Origin of the sequence: Streptomyces sp. NBC_00620, from assembly GCF_026341825.1 — a bacterium.
In the GTDB taxonomy this organism is placed as follows: domain Bacteria; phylum Actinomycetota; class Actinomycetes; order Streptomycetales; family Streptomycetaceae; genus Streptomyces.
Genome location: NZ_JAPENY010000002.1, coordinates 1,195,164 through 1,219,491 on the forward strand (window position 1 = coordinate 1,195,164; position 24,328 = coordinate 1,219,491).

20 protein-coding genes are annotated in these 24,328 nt (G+C 70.4%); 18 read left to right on the plus strand and 2 right to left on the minus strand.

Translation table 11 applies throughout. From position 1 onward, the window contains the following. The first annotated feature begins 50 nt into the window (after window positions 1-50). From pyrR to OG246_RS24675, 14 genes are all read left to right on the plus strand, one after another. Complete coding sequence (gene pyrR, locus OG246_RS24610; protein ID WP_266467615.1) at window positions 51-641, plus strand: bifunctional pyr operon transcriptional regulator/uracil phosphoribosyltransferase PyrR; 591 nt, start codon at window positions 51-53, stop codon at window positions 639-641. An 86-nt stretch (window positions 642-727) separates the two neighbouring features. Further along, window positions 728-1,705 (plus strand): aspartate carbamoyltransferase catalytic subunit, encoded by a 978-nt coding sequence (locus OG246_RS24615; RefSeq protein WP_266467618.1) that lies wholly within the window; start codon window positions 728-730, stop codon window positions 1,703-1,705. Between the two features lie 5 nt (window positions 1,706-1,710). Further along, the gene (locus OG246_RS24620; protein ID WP_266467622.1) at window positions 1,711-2,997 is read left to right on the plus strand and encodes a dihydroorotase; all 1,287 of its coding nucleotides are present in this window, start codon (window positions 1,711-1,713) and stop codon (window positions 2,995-2,997) included. A gap of 8 nt (window positions 2,998-3,005) precedes the next feature. Next, window positions 3,006-3,560 carry a hypothetical protein gene (locus OG246_RS24625; RefSeq protein ID WP_266470892.1) on the plus strand — a complete coding sequence of 185 codons (555 nt, stop codon included), beginning with the start codon at window positions 3,006-3,008 and terminating at the stop codon, window positions 3,558-3,560. Then, window positions 3,557-4,699 (plus strand): glutamine-hydrolyzing carbamoyl-phosphate synthase small subunit, encoded by a 1,143-nt coding sequence (gene carA, locus OG246_RS24630; protein ID WP_266467625.1) that lies wholly within the window; start codon window positions 3,557-3,559, stop codon window positions 4,697-4,699. The genes OG246_RS24625 and carA overlap by 4 nt, the downstream gene beginning before the upstream one ends. Further along, complete coding sequence (carB, locus tag OG246_RS24635) at window positions 4,692-8,000, plus strand: carbamoyl-phosphate synthase large subunit (RefSeq protein WP_266467628.1); 3,309 nt, start codon at window positions 4,692-4,694, stop codon at window positions 7,998-8,000. Before carA ends, carB begins: the two co-directional genes overlap by 8 nt. 67 nt (window positions 8,001-8,067) lie before the next feature. Beyond that, on the plus strand, window positions 8,068-9,174 hold the full coding sequence (locus OG246_RS24640) for a quinone-dependent dihydroorotate dehydrogenase (protein ID WP_266467631.1): 1,107 nt from the start codon (window positions 8,068-8,070) through the stop codon (window positions 9,172-9,174). Then, window positions 9,171-10,013, plus strand: coding sequence for an orotidine-5'-phosphate decarboxylase (pyrF, locus tag OG246_RS24645; RefSeq protein WP_266467634.1), 843 nt, complete (start codon window positions 9,171-9,173; stop codon window positions 10,011-10,013). Before OG246_RS24640 ends, pyrF begins: the two co-directional genes overlap by 4 nt. 322 nt (window positions 10,014-10,335) lie before the next feature. Then, window positions 10,336-10,659: an integration host factor gene (locus OG246_RS24650; RefSeq protein WP_266467637.1), complete on the plus strand. Its 324-nt coding sequence runs from the start codon at window positions 10,336-10,338 to the stop codon at window positions 10,657-10,659. Between the two features lie 37 nt (window positions 10,660-10,696). Further along, on the plus strand, window positions 10,697-11,254 hold the full coding sequence (gene gmk / locus OG246_RS24655; RefSeq protein WP_266467640.1) for a guanylate kinase: 558 nt from the start codon (window positions 10,697-10,699) through the stop codon (window positions 11,252-11,254). Window positions 11,255-11,290: 36 nt separating this feature from the next. Continuing rightward, complete coding sequence (gene rpoZ, locus OG246_RS24660; RefSeq protein WP_003982715.1) at window positions 11,291-11,563, plus strand: DNA-directed RNA polymerase subunit omega; 273 nt, start codon at window positions 11,291-11,293, stop codon at window positions 11,561-11,563. A gap of 99 nt (window positions 11,564-11,662) precedes the next feature. Continuing rightward, window positions 11,663-12,865: a bifunctional phosphopantothenoylcysteine decarboxylase/phosphopantothenate--cysteine ligase CoaBC gene (gene coaBC / locus OG246_RS24665; RefSeq protein WP_266467643.1), complete on the plus strand. Its 1,203-nt coding sequence runs from the start codon at window positions 11,663-11,665 to the stop codon at window positions 12,863-12,865. Between the two features lie 290 nt (window positions 12,866-13,155). Continuing rightward, complete coding sequence (gene metK / locus OG246_RS24670; RefSeq protein ID WP_266467645.1) at window positions 13,156-14,364, plus strand: methionine adenosyltransferase; 1,209 nt, start codon at window positions 13,156-13,158, stop codon at window positions 14,362-14,364. A 110-nt stretch (window positions 14,365-14,474) separates the two neighbouring features. Beyond that, window positions 14,475-16,622: a primosomal protein N' gene (locus OG246_RS24675; protein WP_266467647.1), complete on the plus strand. Its 2,148-nt coding sequence runs from the start codon at window positions 14,475-14,477 to the stop codon at window positions 16,620-16,622. A gap of 69 nt (window positions 16,623-16,691) precedes the next feature. Here the strand turns inward: OG246_RS24675 and OG246_RS24680 are convergent, their stop codons facing one another. Further along, window positions 16,692-17,240, minus strand: a complete 549-nt coding sequence (locus tag OG246_RS24680; protein WP_266467650.1) for a hypothetical protein — start codon at window positions 17,238-17,240, stop codon at window positions 16,692-16,694. A 315-nt stretch (window positions 17,241-17,555) separates the two neighbouring features. Between OG246_RS24680 and fmt the strand changes: the two genes are divergently transcribed. Together fmt and OG246_RS24690 are read left to right on the plus strand one after the other, a co-directional pair. Beyond that, window positions 17,556-18,488 (plus strand): methionyl-tRNA formyltransferase, encoded by a 933-nt coding sequence (gene fmt, locus OG246_RS24685; RefSeq protein ID WP_266467653.1) that lies wholly within the window; start codon window positions 17,556-17,558, stop codon window positions 18,486-18,488. 158 nt (window positions 18,489-18,646) lie between these two features. Beyond that, complete coding sequence (locus tag OG246_RS24690) at window positions 18,647-20,071, plus strand: RsmB/NOP family class I SAM-dependent RNA methyltransferase (RefSeq protein WP_266467656.1); 1,425 nt, start codon at window positions 18,647-18,649, stop codon at window positions 20,069-20,071. A gap of 42 nt (window positions 20,072-20,113) precedes the next feature. Here OG246_RS24690 and OG246_RS24695 read toward each other — a convergent pair whose 3' ends face one another. Then, the gene (locus tag OG246_RS24695; RefSeq protein ID WP_266467659.1) at window positions 20,114-22,285 is read right to left on the minus strand and encodes an MMPL family transporter; all 2,172 of its coding nucleotides are present in this window, start codon (window positions 22,283-22,285) and stop codon (window positions 20,114-20,116) included. A 134-nt stretch (window positions 22,286-22,419) separates the two neighbouring features. Here OG246_RS24695 and rpe point away from each other — a divergent pair, with 134 nt between their 5' ends. Continuing rightward, window positions 22,420-23,106 (plus strand): ribulose-phosphate 3-epimerase, encoded by a 687-nt coding sequence (gene rpe, locus OG246_RS24700; RefSeq protein WP_266467661.1) that lies wholly within the window; start codon window positions 22,420-22,422, stop codon window positions 23,104-23,106. 78 nt (window positions 23,107-23,184) lie between these two features. Then, a complete protein-coding gene (locus tag OG246_RS24705; RefSeq protein WP_266467664.1) occupies window positions 23,185-24,228 on the plus strand; it encodes a sugar-binding transcriptional regulator in 1,044 nt (347 codons plus the stop codon). Window positions 24,229-24,328 lie beyond the last annotated feature (100 nt).

Below are 24,328 nucleotides of genomic sequence, written 5' to 3' on the forward strand. Positions count from 1 at the left end.
CGTCCTTTAATGATCCGTCCCGTGAGGCGGAGAAGGAGGTCCGTTTTCATATGGACACCGAGCATGACAAGCAGCAATACGAAGCCGATGCGCGGCCGGTTCTCGAAGGCCCCGACATCGCGCGGGTGTTGACCCGCATCGCCCACGAGATCGTCGAGCGCGCCAAGGGCGCCGACGACGTGGTGCTTCTCGGCATCCCGACCCGGGGCGTCTTCCTCGCCCGGCGGCTCGCCGTGAAGCTGGCGGAGATCACCGGCCGCAAGATCCCGGTCGGCTCCCTCGACATCACCATGTACCGCGACGACCTGCGCATGCACCCACCGCGTGCGCTGGCCCGCACCGAGATTCCCGGTGACGGCATCGACGGCCGCCTGGTCGTCCTCGTCGACGACGTGCTCTTCTCCGGCCGAACCATCCGCGCGGCGCTCGACGCGCTGAACGACATCGGCCGCCCGCGCGCCGTGCAGCTCGCGGTCCTCGTCGACCGCGGTCACCGCGAACTGCCCATCCGCGCCGACTACGTCGGCAAGAACCTCCCCACGTCGTTGCGGGAGACGGTCAAGGTCCAGCTCGCCGAGGAGGACGGTCGCGACACCGTGCTGCTCGGCGCGAAGCGGACCTCCACGGGCGAGCAGCAGTAGCACTCAGCCGTACGCCCCTGAGTGCGTGTCTGCGCGCTCGCGTGCCCGAATTCTCCCGACCTGAACTGCCTTACGGAGCCTGAAAGATGCAGCGTCATCTCATCTCGGCCGCCGACCTCACCCGCGACGACGCCGTCCTGATCCTCGACACCGCCGAGGAGATGGCCCGGGTCGCCGACCGGCCGATCAAAAAGCTGCCGACCCTGCGCGGCCGCACCGTGGTCAACCTCTTCTTCGAGGACTCGACGCGTACCCGGATCTCCTTCGAGGCAGCCGAGAAGCGCCTCTCCGCGGACGTCATCAACTTCACCGCCAAGGGATCGAGCGTGTCCAAGGGCGAGTCCCTGAAGGACACCGCCCAGACCCTCGAAGCCATGGGCGTCGACGCCGTCGTCATCCGGCACGGCGCCTCCGGAGCCCCGTACCGGCTCGCGACCTCCGGCTGGATCGACGCGGCCGTCATCAACGCCGGTGACGGCACCCACCAGCACCCCACCCAGGCCCTGCTCGACGCCTTCACCATGCGGCGCCGGCTCGTCGGCCGGGACGCGGGGATAGGGCAGGACCTGGCCGGCAAGCGGATCACGCTCGTCGGCGACATCCTGCACAGCCGCGTCGCCCGCTCCAATGTCGACCTGCTGCACACGCTCGGCGCCGAGGTCACCCTCGTCGCCCCGCCCACCTTGGTGCCGGTCGGCGTCGAGGCCTGGCCCTGCGAGGTCTCGTACGACCTCGACAGCACGCTCTCCAAGTCCGATGCCGTGATGCTGCTGCGCGTGCAGCGGGAGCGGATGAACGCGGCGTTCTTCCCGACCGAGCGCGAGTACTCGCGGCGCTACGGCCTGGACGGTGCCCGCATGGCGCGGATGCCCGAGCACGCCATCGTGATGCACCCCGGCCCCATGGTCCGCGGCATGGAGATCACCGCCGAGGTCGCCGACTCCGACCGCTGCACCGTCCTTGAGCAGGTCACCAACGGCGTCTCGATCCGGATGGCCGTCCTCTATCTGCTCCTTGGCGGGAACGAGCCCGCCGTCACCCACACCCGTACCGAGGAGAAGTAAGAACCATGAGCAAGATCCTTATCCGTGGTGCGCGGGTGCTCGGCGGCGAGCCGCAGGACGTACTCATCGACGGCCCGGTCATCGAGGCGGTCGGTACGGGGCTTTCGGACGAAGGCGCGGAGGTCGTCGAGGCCGAGGGCAAGGTGCTGCTGCCCGGGCTGGTCGACCTGCACACCCATCTGCGTGAGCCGGGCCGTGAGGACTCCGAGACCGTCCTGACCGGCACGCGGGCGGCGGCGAGCGGCGGCTACACCTCCGTGTTCGCCATGGCCAACACCTTCCCCGTCGCCGACACCGCCGGTGTCGTCGAGCAGGTCTACCGGCTCGGCCAGGAGCACGGCTACTGCGATGTGCAGCCCATCGGCGCCGTCACCGTCGGCCTGGAGGGCAAGAAGCTCGCCGAGCTGGGCGCCATGTACGAGTCCGCGGCCGGCGTCACGGTCTTCTCGGACGACGGCAAGTGCGTGGACGACGCGGTGATCATGCGCCGGGCGCTGGAGTACGTGAAGGCCTTCGGCGGGGTCGTCGCCCAGCACGCGCAGGAGCCGCGGCTGACCGAGGGCGCCCAGATGAACGAGGGTGTCGTCTCCGCCGAGCTGGGGCTCGGGGGATGGCCTGCGGTGGCCGAGGAGTCGATCATCGCCCGGGACGTCCTGCTCGCCGAGCACGTCGGGTCCCGCGTCCACATCTGCCACCTCTCGACCGCCGGCTCCGTCGAGATCGTCCGCTGGGCCAAATCCCGCGGCATCGACGTCACCGCCGAGGTGACCCCGCACCACCTGCTCCTCACCGACGAGCTGGCGCGCACCTACAACCCGGTCTACAAGGTCAACCCGCCGCTGCGCACCGAGCGTGACGTGCTGGCCCTGCGCGAGGCACTCGCAGACGGCACGATCGACATCGTCGCCACCGACCACGCCCCGCACCCGCATGAGGACAAGGACTGCGAGTGGGCCGCGGCCGCCATGGGCATGGTGGGGCTCGAGACCGCGCTGTCCGTCGTCCAGCAGACGATGGTCGAGACCGGCCTGCTCGACTGGGCAGGCGTCGCGGACCGCATGTCGGCCAAGCCCGCCGAGATCGGCCAGGCCAAGGGCCACGGCCGTCCCGTCTCGGCAGGTGAGCCCGCCAACCTCACGCTGGTCGACACCGAATACCGTGGGGCCGTGGACCCCGCGGGCTTCGCCTCGCGCAGCCGCAACACTCCCTACGAGGGCCGTGAGCTGCCGGGCCGTGTCACGCACACCTGGCTCCGGGGCAAGGCCACCCTCGTGGACGGGAAGCTCGCGTGACACCTCAGATGATGATCGCCGCCGAACAGAAGTCGGCGGAAGTGACCGACTGGGCCGCGCGTATCGGCTGGCTCGTCGGCCTCGCGCTCTTCGTCGCGCTTCTCTACTGGCTGATGCGCGAGGGCTGGAAGTGGCGCGGCACCCTCCAGGGCGACCTGCCGGAGCTGCCCACCGCGCCGTCCGAGCCCGGTCCGGTGAGACTTGAGCTGACCGGTCGCTACCACGGCTCCACCACCGCCGGGCAGTGGCTGGACCGCATCGTGGCGCACGGCCTGGGCACCCGCAGCAGGGTCGAGCTGACGCTGACGGACGCGGGCCTCGACGTCGTACGCCCCGGTGCGGCCGACTTCTTCGTCCCGGCGGCGCAGCTCCGCGAAGCCCGGCTCGACAAGGGCATCGCGGGCAAGGTCCTCACCGAGGGCGGACTGCTCGTCGTCACCTGGGCGCACGGCGACAGGCTGATCGACTCGGGCTTCCGCTCCGACCGGGCGGCCGAGCACGGCGTATGGGTCCAGACCCTGAACGACATGATCAAGACGACGGAAACGGAAGGCGCACGATGACGACCTCCACCCGGGGAACCGCGAAGGTTCCCGCCGTACTCGTCCTGGAGGACGGCCGGATCTTCCGCGGCCGTGCCTACGGGGCCGTGGGGGAGACCTTCGGCGAAGCGGTGTTCTCCACCGGCATGACCGGCTACCAGGAGACCCTCACCGACCCGTCGTACCACCGCCAGGTCGTCGTGATGACCTCCCCGCACGTCGGCAACACCGGCGTCAACGACGAGGACCCCGAGTCGAAGCGGATCTGGGTCGCCGGTTATGTCGTACGGGATCCCGCGCGCGTGCCCTCCAACTGGCGCTCCCGGCGCTCGCTGGACGAGGAACTGCGCAACCAGGGTGTCGTCGGCATCAGCGGCATCGACACCCGTGCCCTGACCCGGCACCTGCGCGAGCGCGGCGCCATGCGCGTCGGCATCTTCTCCGGCAACGCGCTGCCCGACGAGGGCACCATGCTCGCCGAGGTGCGCCAGGCGCCCGAGATGAAGGGCGCGAACCTCGCCGCCGAGGTCGCCACCAAGGAATCGTACGTCGTCCCCGCGATCGGTACGAAGAAGTACACCGTCGCCGCCGTCGACCTGGGCATCAAGGGCATGACCCCGCACCGCATGGCCGAGCGTGGCATCGAGGTGCATGTGCTGCCCGCGACGGCCAGTGCCGAGGACGTGTACGCGGTGAACCCGGACGGGGTGTTCTTCTCGAACGGTCCCGGTGACCCGGCCACCGCCGACGGCCCGGTCGCCGTCATGCAGGAAGTGCTCGCGCGAAAGACGCCGCTCTTCGGCATCTGCTTCGGCAACCAGATCCTCGGCCGCGCGCTCGGCTTCGGCACGTACAAGCTGAAGTACGGCCACCGCGGCATCAACCAGCCGGTACAGGACCGTACGACCGGCAAGGTCGAGGTCACCGCACACAACCACGGCTTCGCCGTCGACGCCCCGCTCGACAAGGTGTCCGACACCCCCTACGGCCGCGCCGAGGTCTCCCACGTCTGCCTGAACGACCAGGTCGTCGAGGGGCTTCAGCTGCTCGACCAGCCGGCCTTCAGCGTCCAGTACCACCCCGAGGCGGCGGCGGGCCCGCACGACGCGGCCTACCTGTTCGACCGCTTCGTAGAGCTCATGGAGGGCCAGCGTGCCTAAGCGCACCGATATCCAGTCCGTCCTGGTCATCGGCTCCGGCCCGATCGTCATCGGCCAGGCCGCCGAGTTCGACTACTCCGGCACCCAGGCGTGCCGCATCCTGCGCGCCGAGGGCCTGCGGGTCATCCTGGTCAACTCCAACCCGGCGACGATCATGACCGACCCGGAGATCGCCGACGCCACGTACGTCGAGCCGATCACCCCGGAGTTCGTCGAGAAGATCATCGCCAAGGAGCGGCCGGACGCCCTGCTGCCCACCCTCGGTGGCCAGACGGCCCTGAACACCGCCATCTCCATGCACGAGCAGGGTGTCCTGGAGAAGTACGGTGTCGAGCTGATCGGCGCCAATGTCGAGGCGATCAACAAGGGCGAGGACCGCGACCTCTTCAAGGGTGTCGTCGAGGCCGTCCGCGAGAAGATCGGGCACGGTGAATCCGCCCGGTCCGTGATCTGCCACACCATGGACGACGTCATCAAGGGCGTCGAGACCCTCGGCGGCTACCCCGTCGTCGTCCGGCCCTCCTTCACCATGGGCGGCGCCGGCTCCGGCTTCGCCCACGACGAGGACGAACTGCGCCGCATCGCCGGCCAGGGCCTCACGCTCTCCCCGACCACCGAGGTGCTCCTGGAGGAGTCCATCCTCGGCTGGAAGGAGTACGAGCTCGAGCTGATGCGCGACAAGAACGACAACGTCGTGGTGGTCTGCTCCATCGAGAACTTCGACCCGATGGGCGTGCACACCGGCGACTCGATCACCGTCGCGCCGTCGATGACGCTGACCGACCGCGAGTACCAGCGCCTGCGCGACATCGGCATCGCGATCATTCGTGAGGTCGGCGTCGACACCGGCGGCTGCAACATCCAGTTCGCGGTGAACCCGGACGACGGCCGGATCATCGTCATCGAGATGAACCCGCGCGTGTCGCGTTCCTCCGCCCTCGCCTCCAAGGCGACCGGCTTCCCGATCGCCAAGATCGCGGCCAAGCTCGCCGTCGGCTACACGCTCGACGAGATCCCGAACGACATCACGGAGAAGACCCCGGCGTCCTTCGAGCCGACGCTCGACTACGTGGTCGTCAAGGCCCCGCGCTTCGCCTTCGAGAAGTTCCCGTCCGCCGACTCGACGCTCACCACGACCATGAAGTCGGTCGGGGAGGCGATGGCGATCGGCCGCAACTTCACCGAGGCGCTGCAGAAGGCGCTGCGGTCGCTGGAGAAGAAGGGCAGCCAGTTCACCTTCGTGGGCGAGCCCGGCGACAAGGCCGAGCTGCTGGCGGAGGCCGTACGGCCGACCGACGGGCGCATCAACTCCGTCATGCAGGCCATCCGCGCGGGCGCCACTCCCGAGGAGGTCTTCGAGTCGACGAAGATCGACCCGTGGTTCGTGGACCAGCTCTTCCTGATCAAGGAGACCGCGGACGACCTGGCCGCCGCCGACAAGCTGGATCCCTCGCTGCTGGCCGAGGCCAAGCGGCACGGCTTCTCCGACGTCCAGATCGGTGAGATCCGCGGCCTGCGCGAGGATGTCGTCCGCGAGGTGCGGCACGCGCTCGGTATCCGCCCGGTCTACAAGACGGTCGACACCTGCGCCGCCGAGTTCGCGGCCAACACGCCGTACTTCTACTCCTCGTACGACGAGGAGACCGAGGTCGCCCCGCGCGAGAAGCCCGCGGTCATCATCCTGGGCTCAGGACCCAACCGCATCGGCCAGGGCATCGAGTTCGACTACTCGTGCGTCCACGCCTCCTTCGCGCTGAGCGACGCGGGCTACGAGACCGTGATGGTCAACTGCAACCCGGAGACGGTCTCGACCGACTACGACACCTCCGACCGCCTGTACTTCGAGCCGCTGACGCTCGAAGACGTGCTGGAGATCGTCCACGCTGAGACGCTGGCAGGACCGGTCGCGGGTGTCATCGTGCAGCTCGGCGGCCAGACCCCGCTGGGCCTCTCACAGGCGCTCAAGGACAACGGCGTGCCGATCGTGGGCACTTCGCCCGAGGCCATCCACGCCGCCGAGGACCGCGGTGCCTTCGGGCGGGTCCTGGAGGAGGCCGGACTGCCGGCTCCCAAGCACGGCACCGCCACCACCTTCGCCGGGGCCAAGGCCATCGCCGACGAGATCGGCTACCCGGTCCTGGTCCGGCCGTCGTATGTCCTCGGCGGACGCGGTATGGAGATCGTGTACGACGAGACGCGGCTGTCCTCCTACATCGCCGAGTCGACCGAGATCAGCCCTTCGCGGCCGGTGCTGGTCGACCGGTTCCTCGACGACGCGATCGAGATCGATGTCGACGCCCTGTACGACGGCGAGGAGTTGTACCTCGGCGGCGTCATGGAGCACATCGAGGAGGCCGGTATCCACTCCGGCGACTCGGCGTGCGCGCTGCCGCCGATCACGCTCGGCGGGTTCGACATCAAGCGGCTGCGGGCGTCAACTGAGGCCATTGCCAAGGGTGTTGGCGTACGCGGACTCATCAACATCCAGTTCGCGATGGCCGGGGACATCCTGTACGTTCTCGAGGCCAACCCGCGTGCCTCGCGCACCGTCCCCTTCACCTCGAAGGCGACCGCGGTACCCCTCGCCAAGGCCGCCGCCCGCATCTCGCTCGGCGCGACCGTCGCCGAACTGCGGGCGGAGGGGCTGCTCCCCGCCAACGGCGACGGCGGCACGCTGCCGCTCGACGCGCCGATCTCCGTCAAGGAGGCCGTCATGCCGTGGTCGCGCTTCCGCGACATCCACGGGCGCGGCGTCGACACCGTCCTCGGCCCGGAGATGCGCTCCACCGGTGAAGTCATGGGCATCGACTCGGTGTTCGGCACGGCGTACGCCAAGTCGCAGGCGGGCGCGTACGGTCCGCTGCCGACCAAGGGTCGCGCCTTCATCTCCGTCGCCAACCGCGACAAGCGCTCGATGATCTTCCCGGCGCGTGAACTCGTCGCCCACGGCTTCGAGTTGCTCGCCACCTCCGGCACGGCCGAGGTGCTCAAGCGCAACGGCCTCAACGCCACCGTCGTGCGCAAGCAGAGCGAGGGCGAGGGCCCGAACGGCGAGAAGACCATCGTCCAGCTCATCCACGACGGCCAGGTCGACCTCATCGTCAACACCCCGTACGGCACCGGCGGCCGCCTCGACGGCTACGAGATCCGAACGGCGGCCGTGGCACGGTCCGTTCCGTGCCTGACGACGGTCCAGGCGCTCGCCGCAGCCGTCCAGGGCATCGACGCACTCAACCGCGGTGACGTGGGCGTGCGTTCACTGCAGGAACACGCCGAGCATCTGACCGCGGCCCGCGACTAGCAGCCCTGAGGGGGACACCGGAAACGGTGTCCCCCTCTTCATGAGGCTCTTGATGAGGACACTGATCATGTACAAGATTTTCTTCCGGCTCGTCTTCCAGCGCATGGACCCCGAGCAGGCCCACCACCTGGCCTTCCGCTGGATCCGTCTCGCCGCCCGCATCCCCGTGCTCCGCACCTTCGTCGCGGCCGCGCTCGCGCCCCGACACGAGGAACTGCGTACGGAGGCGTTCGGACTGCGGATGCACGGTCCCTTCGGGCTCGCCGCCGGCTTCGACAAGAACGCCGTCGCGATCGACGGGATGTCGATGCTCGGCTTCGACCACATCGAGATCGGCACGGTCACCGGGGAGCCCCAGCCGGGCAACCCCAAGAAGCGGCTGTTCCGCCTTGTGCCGGACCGCGCGCTGATCAACCGTATGGGGTTCAACAACGAGGGCTCCGCGGCCGTCTCCGAGCGCCTGGCGGCCCGTACGCCGGTCTTCAGGACCGTCGTCGGCGTCAACATCGGCAAGACCAAGGTCGTCCCGGAGGCGGAGGCCGTCGGCGACTACGTGAAGTCGACCGAGCGGCTGGCCCGCCACGCCGACTACCTCGTCGTCAACGTGAGCTCGCCGAACACCCCAGGGCTGCGCAACCTCCAGGCCACGGAGGCGCTGCGACCGCTCCTGAGCGCCGTCCGCGAGGCCGCCGACCGCGCGGTCACCGACCGGCGCGTCCCGCTCCTCGTCAAGATCGCGCCCGACCTCGCCGACGACGACATCGACGCGGTCGCCGACCTCGCCGTCGAACTCGGCCTGGACGGGATCATCGCCACGAACACCACCATCGCGCGCGAGGGACTCGGTTTGAAGTCCCAACCCTCCCTGGTCAAGGAGACCGGCGGACTCTCCGGAGCGCCGCTGAAAGCGCGCTCCCTGGAGGTGCTGCGCCGCCTCTACGCGCGCGTGGGCGACCGGATCACCCTCGTGGGCGTCGGCGGCATCGAGAACGCCGAGGACGCCTGGCAGCGCATCCTGGCCGGCGCCACCCTGGTCCAGGGCTACAGCGCCTTCATCTACGAGGGCCCCTTCTGGGGCCGCGCCATCCACAAGGGGCTCGCCGCCCGCCTCCGCATGAGCCCGTACGCCACCCTCGCCGACGCGGTCGGCGCCGACGTGAGGAAGTCCGCATGAGCCTGGAACCCTTCGGCGCACGTCTTCGCCGCGCCATGGACGACCGCGGCCCGCTGTGCGTCGGCATCGACCCGCACGCCTCGCTGCTCGCCGACTGGGGGCTCGAGGACGACATCGCGGGCCTGGAGCGCTTCAGCCGCACCGTCGTCGAGGCACTGGCCGACCGGGTCGCCGTCCTGAAGCCGCAGAGCGCGTTCTTCGAGCGCTTCGGGTCGCGCGGCATCGCCGTCCTGGAGAAGTCGGTCGAGGAGGCGCGGGCGGCCGGTGCGCTGGTCGTGATGGACGCCAAGCGCGGCGACATCGGCTCGACCATGGCCGCGTACGCGGAGACCTTCCTGCGCAAGGACGCGCCGCTGTTCTCGGACGCGCTGACCGTGTCGCCGTACCTGGGCTACGGCTCACTGAAGCCCGCGGTCGAGCTGGCCCGCGAGAGCGGCGCCGGCCTCTTCGTCCTCGCGCTCACCTCCAACCCGGAGGGCGGCGAGGTGCAGCACGCGGTCCGCGCGGACGGCCGGGACGTCGGAGCGACCATGCTGGCCCATCTCGCCGCCGAGAACGCGGGGGAGTCGCCCCTGGGCTCCTTCGGGGCGGTGGTGGGCGCCACGCTGGGCGATCTCTCCTCGTACGACCTGGACATCAACGGACCGATCCTCGCGCCCGGAATCGGCGCACAGGGGGCCACCGCGGCCGATCTCGCCGGCGTCTTCGGCGCGGCGGTGCGCAATGTCGTCCCGAACGTCAGCCGGGGTGTTCTGCGTCACGGTCCCGATGTCGTCGCGCTGCGGGAGGTCGCGGAGGGCTTCGCGGAGGAGATCAGGGCCGCTGTGACGGCTGCCTGAGTCCGCCGACGGGCCTTTGGCAGTCCTCCGACGAGTGTCCTCGGAGGGCTCCGAGTCCGCTCCGAGTCTGAATACATCCTCAAATCCGGGGCAATATGTCGGAAATGTCTAGGTCCAGGGAGGCTGACCAGGACTTTTCCGCTGTTCTCGCTGACTCTGGCGCACTTGCCCGCTAGTCTCCGTCGAGTGGGGGCACCTCCCACGCTTTTTAAGGCAGTGGGGGAGAACGGGCAAGCGTGTTGCTCGTAGCTACCCAGGTGTGGGGCGACTAGGTTCCTCACCGGTCCGTATCCGACAGTTCGACATCCGAGGTGACGTAGGCGTGGCTCTTCCGCCCCTTACCCCTGAACAGCGCTCAGCCGCGCTCGAAAAGGCCGCCGCGGCTCGCCGGGAGCGGGCCGAGGTCAAGAATCGACTCAAGCACTCCGGCGCCTCCCTTCACGAGGTCATCAAGCAGGGACAGGAGAACGACGTCATCGGCAAGATGAAGGTCTCCGCTCTCCTGGAGTCCCTGCCGGGCGTGGGCAAGGTCCGCGCCAAGCAGATCATGGAGCGACTCGGGATCTCCGAGAGCCGTCGTGTACGCGGCCTCGGCTCGAACCAGATCGCCTCCTTGGAGCGTGAGTTCGGCGGCTCCGGCGCCTGAGTCCTGGGCATACCGGGATTGCTGGAATAATCGCTGCATGAGTGAACGTCCGCGGCTGACCGTGCTCTCCGGCCCCTCAGGGGTCGGCAAGAGCACGGTCGTCGCTCATATGCGCAAGGAACACCCCGAGGTCTGGCTCTCGGTGTCGGCGACGACCCGCAGGCCGCGCCCCGGTGAGAAGCATGGAGTCCACTACTTCTTCGTCAGTGACGAGGAGATGGACAAGCTGATCGCCAACGGTGAGCTGCTCGAGTGGGCCGAATTCGCCGGCAACCGCTACGGGACGCCGCGTACGGCCGTCCTGGAGCACCTGGAGGCAGGTGTGCCGGTTCTCCTGGAGATCGACCTCCAGGGCGCCCGGCAGGTCCGCGAGTCCATGCCGGAGGCCCTGCTCGTGTTCCTGGCCCCTCCCTCCTGGGAGGAGCTGGTGCGCAGGCTCACCGGCCGGGGCACCGAGCCGCCCGAGGTGATCGAGCGCCGTCTGGAGGCCGCCAAGATCGAACTGGCGGCCGAGACCGAGTTCGATGTCACCCTTGTCAACACCTCCGTCGAGGATGTAGCACGTGAGCTGCTAGCCTTGATGGAAGTTGTTTGATCTTTCAGGTCTTTTTCCCTTTTCGGAAGGCAGAGCGTGTCCTCTTCCATCACCGCTCCCGAGGGCATCATCAACCCTCCGATCGACGAGCTCCTCGAGGCCACCGACTCGAAGTACAGCCTGGTGATCTACGCGGCCAAGCGTGCCCGTCAGATCAACGCGTACTACTCGCAGCTCGGTGAGGGTCTCCTCGAGTACGTCGGTCCCCTGGTGGACACCCACGTCCACGAGAAGCCGCTTTCTATCGCCCTGCGCGAGATCAACGCGGGCCTGCTGACGTCCGAGGCCGTTGAGGGCCCCGCTCAGTAGTCATTGTCTCTAGCGTTTCTTCATCCCAGGCCCGGCAGCGCGACTGTCGGGCCTGTGGTGTGTCATGGGGTTGAACGTTTTCGAGAGTGGGGAGGCCCGGTGGACAAGCCCAAGGTCGTACTGGGGGTCAGTGGCGGCATCGCCGCGTACAAGGCCTGTGAGCTGCTGCGTCGGCTGACCGAGTCCGGTCATGACGTACGCGTCGTACCGACCCGGTCCGCCCTGCACTTCGTCGGCGCCGCCACCTGGTCCGCGCTCTCCGGCCACCCCGTCTCCACCGAGGTCTGGTCGGACGTCCACGAGGTGCCCCACGTCCGCATCGGGCAGCACGCCGCCCTCGTCGTCGTGGCCCCGGCGACGGCCGACATGCTCGCCAAGGCGGCCCACGGCATCGCCGACGACCTCCTCACGAACACCCTGCTCACCGCCCGCTGTCCGGTCGTCTTCGCGCCCGCCATGCACACCGAGATGTGGGAGCACCCGGCCACGCAGGAGAACGTGGCGACGCTGCGCCGCAGGGGTGCCGTCGTCATCGAGCCCGCCGTCGGGCGGCTGACCGGCGTCGACACCGGCAAGGGGCGGCTGCCCGAGCCCTCGGAGATCTACGAGGTGTGCCGCCGGGTGCTCGCGCGTGGCGTGGCCGAGCCGGATCTCGCCGGCCGTCATGTCGTCGTCAGCGCGGGCGGCACGCGCGAGCCGCTCGACCCCGTCCGCTTCCTCGGCAACCGCTCCTCCGGCAAGCAGGGGTACGCCCTTGCCCGTACGGCGGCCGCGCGGGGCGCCCGGGTCACGCTGGTCGCCGCCAACACCGGACTGCCGGACCCGGCCGGTGTGGACGTCGTACAGGTCGGAACCGCACTTCAGCTGCGCGAGGCGGTACTGAAGGCGGCCCCGGATGCCGACGCGGTGGTCATGGCGGCGGCCGTGGCGGACTTCCGCCCTGCGGCGTACGCCGCAGGAAAGATCAAGAAGAAGGACGGCCAGGAGCCGGAGCCGATCGTGCTCGTCCGGAACCCGGACATCCTCGCCGAGATCTCGGCGGAGCGGTCCCGTCCCGGCCAGGTGGTGGTCGGTTTCGCCGCCGAGACGGACGACGTACTGGCCAACGGACGTACGAAACTCGAGCGCAAGGGCTGCGACCTGCTCGTGGTGAACGAGGTGGGGGAGCGCAAGACCTTCGGCGCCGAGGAGAACGAGGCCGTGGTGCTCGGGGCCGACGGCAGCGAGACCCCGGTGCCCTACGGGCCGAAGGAGGCGCTGGCGGACACCGTGTGGGATCTGGTGGTGCCCCGTCTCCGCTGAAAGTCGTATCCGCTGAAAGTCTCAGTCACGTGAAATCTCAGCCAATGGGGAACGTCCCAATTGCCTCAACAGGCCCCTCATGACGCGCAAAAACGGGCGTGGCGACCCTGGCGGAGACCGAGCGTCATAGCGGAGAATGCCCGTGCCGCAGGTCACAGCGCTTCCGAGAAGCGAGACAGGTGGGCCTGTAGGCGAGTGCGACCGATAAACTGTTCTCGGACGATGCCGGGCGCAGCCCCCGACCGTCCGCCAATGATCAGCCAGCAGCCGCTGCAACCTCAGGGAGCGTTGTGTCCCGTCGTCTGTTCACCTCGGAGTCTGTGACCGAGGGTCACCCCGACAAGATCGCTGACCAGATCAGCGACACCATTCTCGACGCGCTTCTGCGCGAGGACCCGCATTCCCGGGTCGCCGTGGAGACGCTGATCACGACCGGCCTGGTGCACGTGGCCGGAGAGGTCACCACCAAGGCGTACGCGCCGATCGCGCAGCTTGTGCGTGACAAGATCCTCGAGATCGGTTACGACTCCTCGAAGAAGGGCTTCGACGGCGCGTCCTGTGGCGTTTCGGTGTCCATCGGCTCGCAGTCGCCCGACATCGCGCAGGGCGTCGACACGGCGTACGAGAAGCGTGTCGAGGGCGACGAGGACGAGCTCGACAAGCAGGGCGCGGGCGACCAGGGCCTGATGTTCGGCTACGCCACGGACGAGACGCCGGCGCTGATGCCGCTCCCGATCCACCTCGCGCACCGCCTCGCGCGCCGCCTCTCCGAGGTCCGCAAGAACGGCACCATCCCGTACCTGCGCCCCGACGGCAAGACCCAGGTCACCATCGAGTACGACGGCGACAAGGCGGTCCGCCTGGACACCGTCGTCGTCTCCTCGCAGCACGCCTCGGACATCGACCTGGACTCGCTCCTGGCCCCCGACATCCGCGAGTTCGTGGTGGAGCCCGAGCTGAAGGCCCTCCTCGACGACGGCATCAAGCTGGAGACCGAGGGCTACCGCCTCCTGGTGAACCCGACCGGCCGCTTCGAGATCGGCGGCCCGATGGGCGACGCCGGCCTGACCGGCCGCAAGATCATCATCGACACATACGGCGGCATGGCCCGCCACGGCGGCGGCGCCTTCTCGGGCAAGGACCCGTCCAAGGTCGACCGCTCCGCCGCGTACGCCATGCGCTGGGTCGCGAAGAACGTCGTCGCCGCGGGCCTCGCCACCCGCTGCGAGGTCCAGGTCGCCTACGCCATCGGCAAGGCCGAGCCCGTCGGCCTCTTCGTCGAGACCTTCGGCACCGCCAAGGTCGACGCCGAGAAGATCGAGACCGCCATCACCGAGGTCTTCGACCTCCGCCCGGCGGCCATCATCCGCGACCTCGACCTGCTCCGCCCGATCTACTCCCAGACCGCCGCGTACGGTCACTTCGGGCGCGAGCTGCCCGACTTCACGTGGGAGCGGACGGACCGCGTCGAGGCGCTGCGCAAGGCTGTTGGCCTGTAGAGCTGGTTGTGCGGCGAGGCCCGGTGCCCCTTGGGGGTGCCGGGCCTCGGTGTTTCACCGCCGGTCCCGGGCGCCCGGCGCTGTCAGTGGGGTCTGGTAGGAATGTTGCTGTGAGCAGCGCGAATGGGGACGGCGAGGGTGGTGCGGAGGGTGCGCCGCCCGAGCAGCTTGCGCTGATTCGGGAGAGTGTGCGGAAGGCCGCGGCGCCCAAGGCGAAGCCACGGACATGGCGGGGGGCCGCGCTGGCGAAGGAGTTGCCGGTCGCGCGGGTGCTGGTCGACAAGGGTGTGCTGCATCTCGACCGGTACTTCGACTACGCCGTGCCCGAGGAGCTCGATGCGCAGGCGCAGCCCGGTGTGCGGGTGCGGGTGAGGTTCGGGGCCGGGCGGCATCGGGTGCGTGAGGGGCGCCGTGAGGGCGGGGGGCTGATCGACGGGTTCCTCATCGAGCGGCTTCCCGAGTCGGACTACTCCGGGCCGTTGGCCGCGCTGGCTCAAGTCGTCTCGCCCGAGCCGGTGTTGAGCGAGGAGTTGCTGGGGCTCACGCGCGCTGTCGCCGACCGGTACGCGGGCAGCCTCGCCGATGTGCTGCAGTTGGCCGTTCCGCCGCGCAATGCCCGGGCGGAGGGCAAGGATTCGCCCGCGCCGCTTCCGGTTCCTGCGGTGCCTGAGGTGGGGTCCTGGGCGCGGTACGGGCGGGGGGCGGCCTTTCTGGAGTCGCTCGCGGCGGGTGGGGCACCGAGAGCTGTGTGGAACGCCTTGCCGGGGCCGGGCTGGGCCGAGGAGTTGGCCCGGGCCGTGGCGGCGACGCTCGCCTCCGGGCGGGGTGCGCTCGTGGTCGTACCGGACGGGCGGGCCGTCTCACGCGTGGACGCCGCGCTGACCTCGCTGCTGGGGGCGGGACGGCATGCCGTGCTCACCGCGGAGGCCGGGCCGGAGAAGCGGTATCGGGAGTGGCTTGCCGTGCGGCGTGGGTCCGTACGGGCCGTCGTGGGGACCCGGGCCGCCATGTTCGCGCCCGTGCGAGATCTGGGGCTCGTCGTCATCTGGGACGACGGGGACGGCAGCCACAGTGAGCCGCACGCGCCGCAGCCGCATGCGCGGGAGGTGCTCCTGCTGCGGGCCGCGCATGACAAGTGCGCCTTCCTGCTGGGGAGTTGGGGTTGCACGGTGGAGGCGGCGCAGCTCGTCGAGAGTGGTTGGGCGTTGCCGTTGGTCGCGGAGCGGGAGCAGGTGCGGGGGGTCGCGCCCTTGGTGCGGACCGTGGGGGACGGGGACCTCGCGCGGGACGAGGCTGCCCGGGCCGCGCGGTTGCCGACGCTTGCCTGGCAGGTGGTGAGGGAGGGGTTGCGGCACGGTCCTGTGCTGGTGCAGGTGCCTCGGCGGGGGTACGTGCCGCGGATGGCCTGTGCGCAGTGCCGGGCGGCCGCGCGGTGTCGGCACTGTGCGGGGCCGTTGGAGGCGCAGGACGCGGGGGCGCTGCGGTGTACGTGGTGCGGGCGGGACGAGGCCGCCTGGCACTGCCCCGAGTGCGGTGGGTTCCGGCTGCGGGCACAGATCGTGGGGGCCCGGCGGACCGCGGAGGAGCTGGGGCGGGCGTTTCCCGCCGTGCCCGTGCGGACGTCGGGGCGGGAGCAGGTGCTCGACACGGTGCCGGGGGCGCCCGCGCTCGTCGTGAGCACCCCGGGGGCCGAGCCCGTCGCCGACGGCGGGTACGCGGCCGCGCTGCTGCTCGACGGCTGGGCGATGCTCGGCCGGCCCGATCTGCGGGCCGGTGAGGAGGCGCTGCGGCGCTGGATCGGCGCGGCCTCGCTGGTGCGTCCGCAGGGCGCCGGAGGGACCGTGGTCGTCGTCGCCGAGCCGACGTTGCGGCCCGTGCAGGCGCTCGTACGGTGGGATCCCGTCGGGCATGCCGTACGCGAACTCGCCGAGCGCGCCGAGCTCGGGTTTCCGCCGGTGTCGCGGATGGCGGCCGTGTCCGGTACGCCGGAGGCGCTGGCGGGGTTTCTCGCCGCGGCCGAACTTCCCCGTGATGCCGAGGTGTTGGGGCCCGTGCCGATGCATGTCACGGAGGCCGGGCGTCCTCGGCGGACCGGAGGGCCGCCTCCCGGTGAGCACTGGGAGCGGGCCCTCGTCCGGGTGCCTCCCGGGAGCGGGGCCGCCCTTGCGGCAGCGTTGAAGGCCGCGCAGGCGGCGCGGATGGCTCGTGGGGGCAGCGAGCCCGTACGGATTCGGATCGATCCGCCGGACATCGGGTGAGACGTGCTGGGGGTGAGCGTGGAGCTGCCTCCCGGGACTGGCGGCGCCGGGAGGCAGAGGTGGGTCGGGTCAGCCGTTGCGCGGCCCCGGGAATGCGGTGGGCCTCACCTCGTCGCGGAGGGTGGGGCTGCCCGCCGTCGGCTGGGTGGGCATGGAGCGTGCGGCGGGGACCGTCGGTACCGGCACCGTGGGGATGCCGGTGTTGACGGCGACGGTCTGGCTGCCCACCGGCTCCGTGGCGCGCTCCGCCTCCGCGGCGGCCTGGGCGGTGGCACGGCGGGCGCCGTAACGGCGGTGCACCGCCTGCTTGGTGACCCCGAGGGCGGAGCCCACCGCGTCCCACGAGAAACCCAGTGAGCGGTCGAAGTCCACGGCTGCCGTGACCAGGGTCTCGACGCTGTCCCGCAGCTCCTGGGCGAGGCGGACGGTCGGGGCGGGGGCGCGTCCGTAGACGACGAAGCCCGCGGAGGGGCCCGAGCGGCGCGGGCGGTAGACGTTGCCCAGCTGGGCGGTGAGCGTGCGCAGTGCGTCCACCTGCCGGCGGACCCGCTCGATGTCCCGCACCAGCAAGTGCAGGCTGGCCCGAGCCTGGGCGTCGTGGGTTGCGTGGTCGGCCATGAACAAGCCTCTCGAACCGGCGTTGAAAAGGATCGGGCCGCGATTGCGGCCCGTTGTGGTCAACTCTTTCTTGACCAACGCGTTTAAGGGTGAGTGGTCACGCTGCGGGGGCGTAAGGGCATATGCACGGGGCGCGTCGTGGGGCGTACGCCCCCGGTGGAGTGTTGACGCGAGGCGGGGGTTTTTGCGTCGTGGGGCGCCCCCGCGCCCCCAACCCCCCGCCCCGCATAGACTGGTGCGCTGCCCCGTACCCCGCCGCTCCCGGCGTGCGCGCGGGGTCTGAAGCGCTCCCGTCCGAGAGGTCAACCGCCACCCATGAAGCTCGTCTTCGCAGGTACCCCCGAGGTCGCCGTTCCCGCTCTGGACGCCCTGATCGCCTCCGGGCGACACGAGGTGGCCGCGGTCGTCACGCGGCCCGACGCGCCGGCCGGGCGGGGGCGACACCTCGTCGCGAGCCCGGTCGCGCAGCGGGCGGAGGAGGCCGGGATCGAGGTGCTGAAGCCGGTGAAGCCGCGGGACGAGGAGTTCCTGGCGCGGCTGCGGGAGATCGCGCCCGACTGCTGTCCCGTGGTCGCGTACGGCGCGCTGCTGCCCCGGGTCGCGCTGGACATCCCCGCCCACGGGTGGGTCAACCTGCACTTCTCGCTGCTGCCCGCCTGGCGCGGAGCGGCGCCCGTGCAGCACTCGATCATGGCGGGGGACGAGATCACGGGTGCCTCCACCTTCCTCATCGAGGAGGGGCTCGACTCCGGACCCGTCTACGGGACCGTCACCGAGGAAATCCGCCCCACCGACACCAGCGGGGATCTGCTCACCCGGCTCGCCTTCGCCGGTTCCGGGCTGCTCTCCGCGACCATGGACGGGATCGAGGACGGCAGTCTGAAGGCCGTGCCGCAGCCCGCCGACGGTGTCACCCTGGCCCCGAAGATCACCGTCGAGGACGCCCACGTCGACTGGTCCGCCCCGGCACTGCGCGTCGACCGGGTGGTGCGCGGGTGCACCCCGGCGCCCGGTTCCTGGACCGTCTTCAGGGGCGAGCGGCTCAAGCTCATCCACGTCGCCCCGGCGACCGACCGCACCGACCTCACCCCGGGCGAGCTGGGCGTGGGCAAGAACAACGTGCACGTGGGGACCGGTTCGCACGCCGTCGAGCTGCTGTGGGTCCAGGCCCAGGGCAAGAAGCCGATGCGCGCCGCGGACTGGGCGCGCGGCGTGCGCATCACCTCCGGGGAGCGGCTCGGGGCCTGACCCGGCTCGGGCCGCACCATTGAGTCTGGCCCCACCATTGAGGCGGACCGCACCATCGAGTCGGGCCGGACACGGCCCGCGACACCGTCGAGCCCGAGGTCGGCCCCGCGGCGTACGCTGATAGACGCACCTTTTCCCGGATCCGGAGCACCTTTTTCGTGAGTGAGCAGTCCCGTCGGCCGAGCAAGCCCGGCAAGCCCTACCGCCGCCCCCAGAAGGACCCCGTCCGCATGCTCGCCTTCGAGGCGCTGCGGGCCGTGGACGAGCGGGACGCGTACGCGAACCTCGTGCTGCCCCCGCTGCTGCGGAAGGCGCGCGAGAAGGGCGACTTCGACGGACGGGACGCGGCCCTTGCGACCGAGCTGGTGTACGGGACGCTGCGCAGGCAGGGGACGTACGACGCGGTCATCGCCGCGTGTGTCGACCGGCCGCTGCGCGAGGTCGACCCGCCGGTGCTCGATGTGCTGAGCCTGGGTGTCCATCAGCTGCTCGGCACCCGCATCCCGACGCACGCCGCCGTCTCCGCCTCCGTCGAGCTCGCCCGTGTGGTGCTCGGCGACGGGCGGGCCAAGTTCGTCAACGCCGTACTGCGGAAGGTCTCGCAGCACGATCTCGAGGCATGGATCGAGAAGGTCGCGCCCCCGTACGACGACGACCCCGAGGAGAATCTCGCCGTCGTGCACTCGCACCCGCGCTGGGTCGTCTCGGCGCTCTGGGACGCGCTGGGCGGCGGCCGTGCAGGGATCGAGGATCTGCTCGAAGCCGACAACGAGCGGCCCGAGGTGACCCTCGTAGCCCGGCCCGGCCGGTCCACCGCCGGTGAACTCCTCGACGTGCTCGGCGAGGAGTCCGCGCTGCCGGGCCGCTGGTCGCCCTACGCCGTGCGGCTCAGCGAGGGCGGCGAACCCGGTGCCATCGACGCCGTACGGGAAGGCCGGGCCGGCGTTCAGGACGAGGGCAGCCAGCTTGTCGCGATCGCTCTGGCGAACGCGCCGCTCGACGGGCCCGACAAGGCATGGCTGGACGGGTGCGCCGGTCCCGGTGGCAAGGCCGCCATGCTGGCCGGGCTCGCCGCCGAGCGCGGTGCTCTGCTGCTCGCCTCCGAGAAGCTGCCGCACCGGGCGGGTCTTGTGGCGAAGGCGCTCGCCGGGAACCCCGGGCCGTACCAGGTCATCGCCGCCGACGGCACCCGTCCGCCGTGGCGGTCCGGCACCTTCGACCGAGTGCTCATGGACGTGCCCTGCACCGGGCTCGGCGCCCTGCGCCGCCGTCCCGAGGCCCGCTGGCGGCGCCGTCCCCAGGACCTGGAGGGCTTCGCGCCGCTCCAGCGCGGGCTGCTGCGCACGGCGCTCGACTCCGTGCGCGTCGGCGGCGTCGTCGGCTACGCGACCTGCTCTCCGCACCTCGCCGAGACCCGCGCCGTGGTCGACGACGTGGTCAAGCAGCACGCCGCCGAGCTCATCGACGCCCGCCCCCTCCTGCCCGGCGTACCGGCCCTGGGCGACGGCCCCGACGTACAGCTGTGGCCGCATCTGCACGGGACGGACGCCATGTATCTGGCGCTCATCCGCAGGACCGGATGACCTGGAGCTGGGGCCTGTCCAGCCTGATCCGCCGGACAGGCTCTAGTCCGGCCGCGAGGCCGGTTCCGGAGCCTGCGACGGAGCCACCGCGGGCGGCGGTTCTCCGCCGTCCTCGTGTGCCAGTCGGTGCGGCCACCAGATCTTCGGTCCCACATCCAGGAACAGGGCCGTGACCAGCACCGAACGCACGATGAACGTGTCGAGCAGGACGCCGAGCGCCACCGTGAAGCCGAGCTCCGCGAAGGCCACCATCGGCAGTGTGGCCAGCGCGGCGAAGGTGCCCGCGAGGACCAGGCCGGCCGAGGTGATGACTGCGCCGGTCGCGGTCAGGCCTGTCACCACGCCCTTGCGGGTGCCCTGGTGGCCAGCCTCCTCGCGGATGCGCGTGGTCAGGAAGATGTTGTAGTCGATGCCCAGGGCGACCAGGAAGACGAAGACGAAGAGTGGGAAGTCCGTGGACTCGCCCGCGTAGTCGAAGGCGTACCGGAACGCCAGGGCGCTGATGCCGAGCGCTGCCGCGAAGGACAGCACCACTGTCCCGATGAGTATCAGCGGCGCGATCAGGGCGCGCAGCAGCCCGCCCAGGATCAGCAGGACCACGACCAGCACCAGCGGGATGATCAGGATGTTGTCGTGGGTCGTCGCCTTGTCCATGTCGAGCAGGGACGCGGTGCCGCCGCCCACCTGGGCGTCGGCGTCGGGGACCGCGTGGACGGCGTCCCGGACCCGCTCCACCGTCTGTTTCGCGGCCTCGCTGTCCGCGGGGGCCGTCATGGTCGCCTCGAACAGGACCTTGCCCTCGAACTCGGGTTTCGTCCCGGGTGGCAGGCCCAGCGAGTCCGGTACGACACCGGAGGTGGCCGCGACCGCCTGGCCGACCTCCTCGGCCTGGGCGCGGTTGCTGACGATGACGAGCGGATCGCCGCTGCCCGCGGGGAAGTAGCGCGCGGACACCTCCTGGCCGACGATCGAGTCGGGTTTGCCGGTGAAGGCGTCGGCGTTGCTGATGCCCTCGGCGCGCAGCTGGATCAGGCCCAGCGAGAGCAGCGCGAGCGCCGCCGCCGTGACGCCCCAGATCATCCGCGGGCGGCGGGCGATACGGCCGCCCATGCGTGCCCAGAGGCCGCGCTCGGTCGGGTCGGCGGAACCGAAGTGCGGGATCACCGGCCAGAAGATCCAGCGGCCGAAGATCACAAGGAGAGCCGGGAACAGCGTGATCATCGCGGCCAGCGCGACCGCGACGCCGATGGCTGCGACCGGGCCGAGGCCGCGCGTCGAGTTCATCTCGGCGGCCAGCAGCACCAGCATGCTCAGGACGACGGTGGCGCCGGAGGCCAGTACCGCCGGGCCGGCGCGGTGCAGGGCCAGCGCCATGGCCTCGTGTCGGTCCTCGTGGCGGCGCAGTTCCTCCCGGTAGCGGGCGACCAGGAGCAGGGCATAGTCGGTCCCCGCGCCGAAGACGAGCACCGTGAGGATGCCCGCGCTCTGGCCGTTGACCGTCAGGCCCGCGTGCTCGGCGAGGAAGTAGATCAGCGCCTGCGCGGTGAGCAGTGCGGCGATCACACCGATCAGGGGGACGATGATCAGGGTGGGGCTGCGATAGGTGACCAGCAGCATGATGATGACGACGCCCAGCGCCGAGAGCAGCAGTGTGGAGTCGATGCCCTCGAAGGCCTCGGAGAAGTCCGCGGACGTACCGCCCGGGCCCGTGATGTGCACGGCGAGCCCCTCGCCGCCCTTGCCGGTCACCTCACGGATCGAGTCGACGGCGGGCGAGATCTCCTCCCAGCCCTTCTCGTCCATCGTGATGGGGACGAGGATCTGGGCGGCGCGCGGGTCGGTGGCCCGGTCGTAGACCGGTCCCCGGGTCTCCGAACCGCGGATGCCGTGCGCGGTCAGCTGCTTGATCTGGGCCGCATCCTCGGTGATCTGACTACGGTCCTGTGCCGTGAGGCCCCCGTCGCGGGCGTACACGACGACCGCGGGGATCTGTTCCGGCCTGAAGTCCTCGGAGATCTGGAGAACTTGGGTGGATTCGGCGGAGCCGGGCAGCCAGGAGGCCGCGTCGTTGTCCTGGGCGTCGGTGAGTTTCTGGGCGAACGGTGCCGTGAGAACCAGCAGCACGAGCCACAGTCCCACCACCGCCCACTTGCTGCGCTTACCGCAGACAAGCCAGGCGATACCGCGCCGTTGCTTCCCCTGTGGGTCCGTCATGGCCACCCCCGTAGCCGTTCTTGGAGCCGGTGGGCCGCCCAGCATGGCATGTTGCGCCGTGGCACAACATCCGCAGAACGGCCTAGGTCTGGACCGAGGATCGCAACCGGCCTGGGGCATGGCAGTCTTGGGGCATGGCCGTGCAGATCAACCCCAGCATCCTGTCCGCCGACTTCGCCCGTCTTGCCGAGGAGGCAAAGGCGGTGGAAGGGGCCGACTGGCTCCACGTCGACGTCATGGACAACCATTTCGTACCGAACCTCACGCTTGGTGTGCCGGTCGTAGAGTCCCTGGCCCGTGCGACGGACACGCCGCTGGACTGCCACCTGATGATCGAGGACGCCGATCGGTGGGCGCCCCAGTACGTAGAAGCGGGTGCTGGTTCCGTCACCTTCCATGTGGAGGCGGCCGCCGCGCCGGTGCGGCTCGCCCGCGAAATCCGGGCCAAGGGTGCCCGTGCCTCCATGGCGCTCAAGCCCGCGACCCCGATCGAGCCGTACGAGGATCTGCTTCCCGAGCTCGACATGCTGCTGATCATGACGGTCGAGCCCGGATTCGGCGGCCAGGCCTTCCTCGACATCATGCTCCCGAAGATCCGGCGCACTCGCGAGTTGATCAGCAAGCACGGTCTTGAACTCTGGCTTCAGGTCGACGGCGGAGTTTCGGCGTCGACGATCGAGCGGTGCGCGGAGGCGGGAGCCGACGTTTTCGTCGCCGGATCGGCGGTGTACGGGGCATCCGACCCGGCCCAGGCGGTACGTGCATTGCGCACGCAGGCCCAGGACGCGACGGCCCAGGCGTCATGGGCGTGCAACCACTGACCGAAGGGAACGTGAACGCCGCCCATCTGGGCTGATCAAGTACGCCGAATCTGCGAGGATGAACGGCGAATCCAGAGTGTGAACAGCAGTGAGGAGATCGCCGTGTCGGGTATGTCGGCGGGCCGGTCAGCCATGCGGATGGGACCCGCAGAGCTGGTGCAGGCGGCGGCCATGGCCCGCCGCTTCTACCTCGAGGGCAAATCCAAGATCCAGATCGCCGAGGAGTTCGGCGTCAGCCGCTTCAAGGTGGCCCGGGTCCTGGAAACCGCTCTCGAACGGGATCTCGTAAGGATCGAGATCCGCGTCCCCGCAGAACTGGACGCGGAGCGCTCGGACGCGCTGCGCGCCCGGTACGGACTGAGGCACGCGGTCGTGGTGGAGTCCCCGGCCGAGGCCCAGGAGTCGCCGGACCCCGAGAACCTCGGCGAGGTCGCCGCGGACCTGCTCGGTGAGCTGGTCAACGAGGGCGATGTGCTCGGCCTCGCCTGGGGCCGCTCCACCATCCACATGGCGGCGGCGCTCGACCGGCTCCCGCCGTGCACGGTGGTGCAGCTGACGGGGGTGTACGACGCCGGGACCGCCGAACGCGGTTCGGTGGAGGCCGTACGGCGTGCGGCCCAGGTGTCGGGTGGCGACGCCCACCCGATCTACGCGCCGATGCTGCTGCCCGACGCGGCCACCGCGGCCGCGCTGCGCAACCAGACCGGGATCGCCCGCGCCTTCGAGTACTTCGACAAGGTGACGGTCGCCTGCGTGTCCATCGGCTCCTGGGAGGCGGGCATCTCCACGGTGCACGACATGCTCACCGAGGAGGAGCGCGCCCACTACGCCACCCTCGGTGTCGCCGCGGAGATGTCCGCGCACCTCTTCGACACCGAGGGCCGCCGGGTCGGGCGTGACCTGGGCGAGCGCTGCATCACCGTCGAGGCGGACCGGCTGCGCCGCATCCCCGAGGTCGTCGCGATCGCGGGCGGTCAGCGCAAGGGCGCCGCCATCGACGCGGTGCTGCGGTCCGGGCTCGTCACCAGCCTGGTGACGGACACTTCTGCCGCGGACTATCTGATGACGGCGGGGACGACACCGCGTCCTGCGCTGAACCGGGCGGATCCGGACGGGCCCTGAGGGGCGGGTCGGGCGGATCCCGCGGGTCCCGAGGGGCCGGATCGGACGGATCTCGACGGCTTCGGAGAGTTCGTACGACGCGCCGCGCGGGGGCGGCCGT

Bases quoted from the DNA above. Each gene is read 5' to 3' on its own strand.
- pyrR (WP_266467615.1), top strand. From the start codon at position 51: ATGGACACCGAGCATGACAAGCAGCAATACGAAGCCGATGCGCGGCCG.
- OG246_RS24615 (WP_266467618.1), top strand. From the start codon at position 728: ATGCAGCGTCATCTCATCTCGGCCGCCGACCTCACCCGCGACGACGCC.
- OG246_RS24620 (WP_266467622.1), top strand. From the start codon at position 1,711: ATGAGCAAGATCCTTATCCGTGGTGCGCGGGTGCTCGGCGGCGAGCCG.
- OG246_RS24625 (WP_266470892.1), top strand. From the start codon at position 3,006: ATGATGATCGCCGCCGAACAGAAGTCGGCGGAAGTGACCGACTGGGCC.
- carA (WP_266467625.1), top strand. From the start codon at position 3,557: ATGACGACCTCCACCCGGGGAACCGCGAAGGTTCCCGCCGTACTCGTC.
- OG246_RS24640 (WP_266467631.1), top strand. From the start codon at position 8,068: ATGTACAAGATTTTCTTCCGGCTCGTCTTCCAGCGCATGGACCCCGAG.
- pyrF (WP_266467634.1), top strand. From the start codon at position 9,171: ATGAGCCTGGAACCCTTCGGCGCACGTCTTCGCCGCGCCATGGACGAC.
- gmk (WP_266467640.1), top strand. From the start codon at position 10,697: ATGAGTGAACGTCCGCGGCTGACCGTGCTCTCCGGCCCCTCAGGGGTC.
- OG246_RS24680 (WP_266467650.1), bottom strand. From the start codon at position 17,240: ATGGCCGACCACGCAACCCACGACGCCCAGGCTCGGGCCAGCCTGCAC.
- fmt (WP_266467653.1), top strand. From the start codon at position 17,556: ATGAAGCTCGTCTTCGCAGGTACCCCCGAGGTCGCCGTTCCCGCTCTG.
- OG246_RS24695 (WP_266467659.1), bottom strand. From the start codon at position 22,285: ATGACGGACCCACAGGGGAAGCAACGGCGCGGTATCGCCTGGCTTGTC.
- rpe (WP_266467661.1), top strand. From the start codon at position 22,420: ATGGCCGTGCAGATCAACCCCAGCATCCTGTCCGCCGACTTCGCCCGT.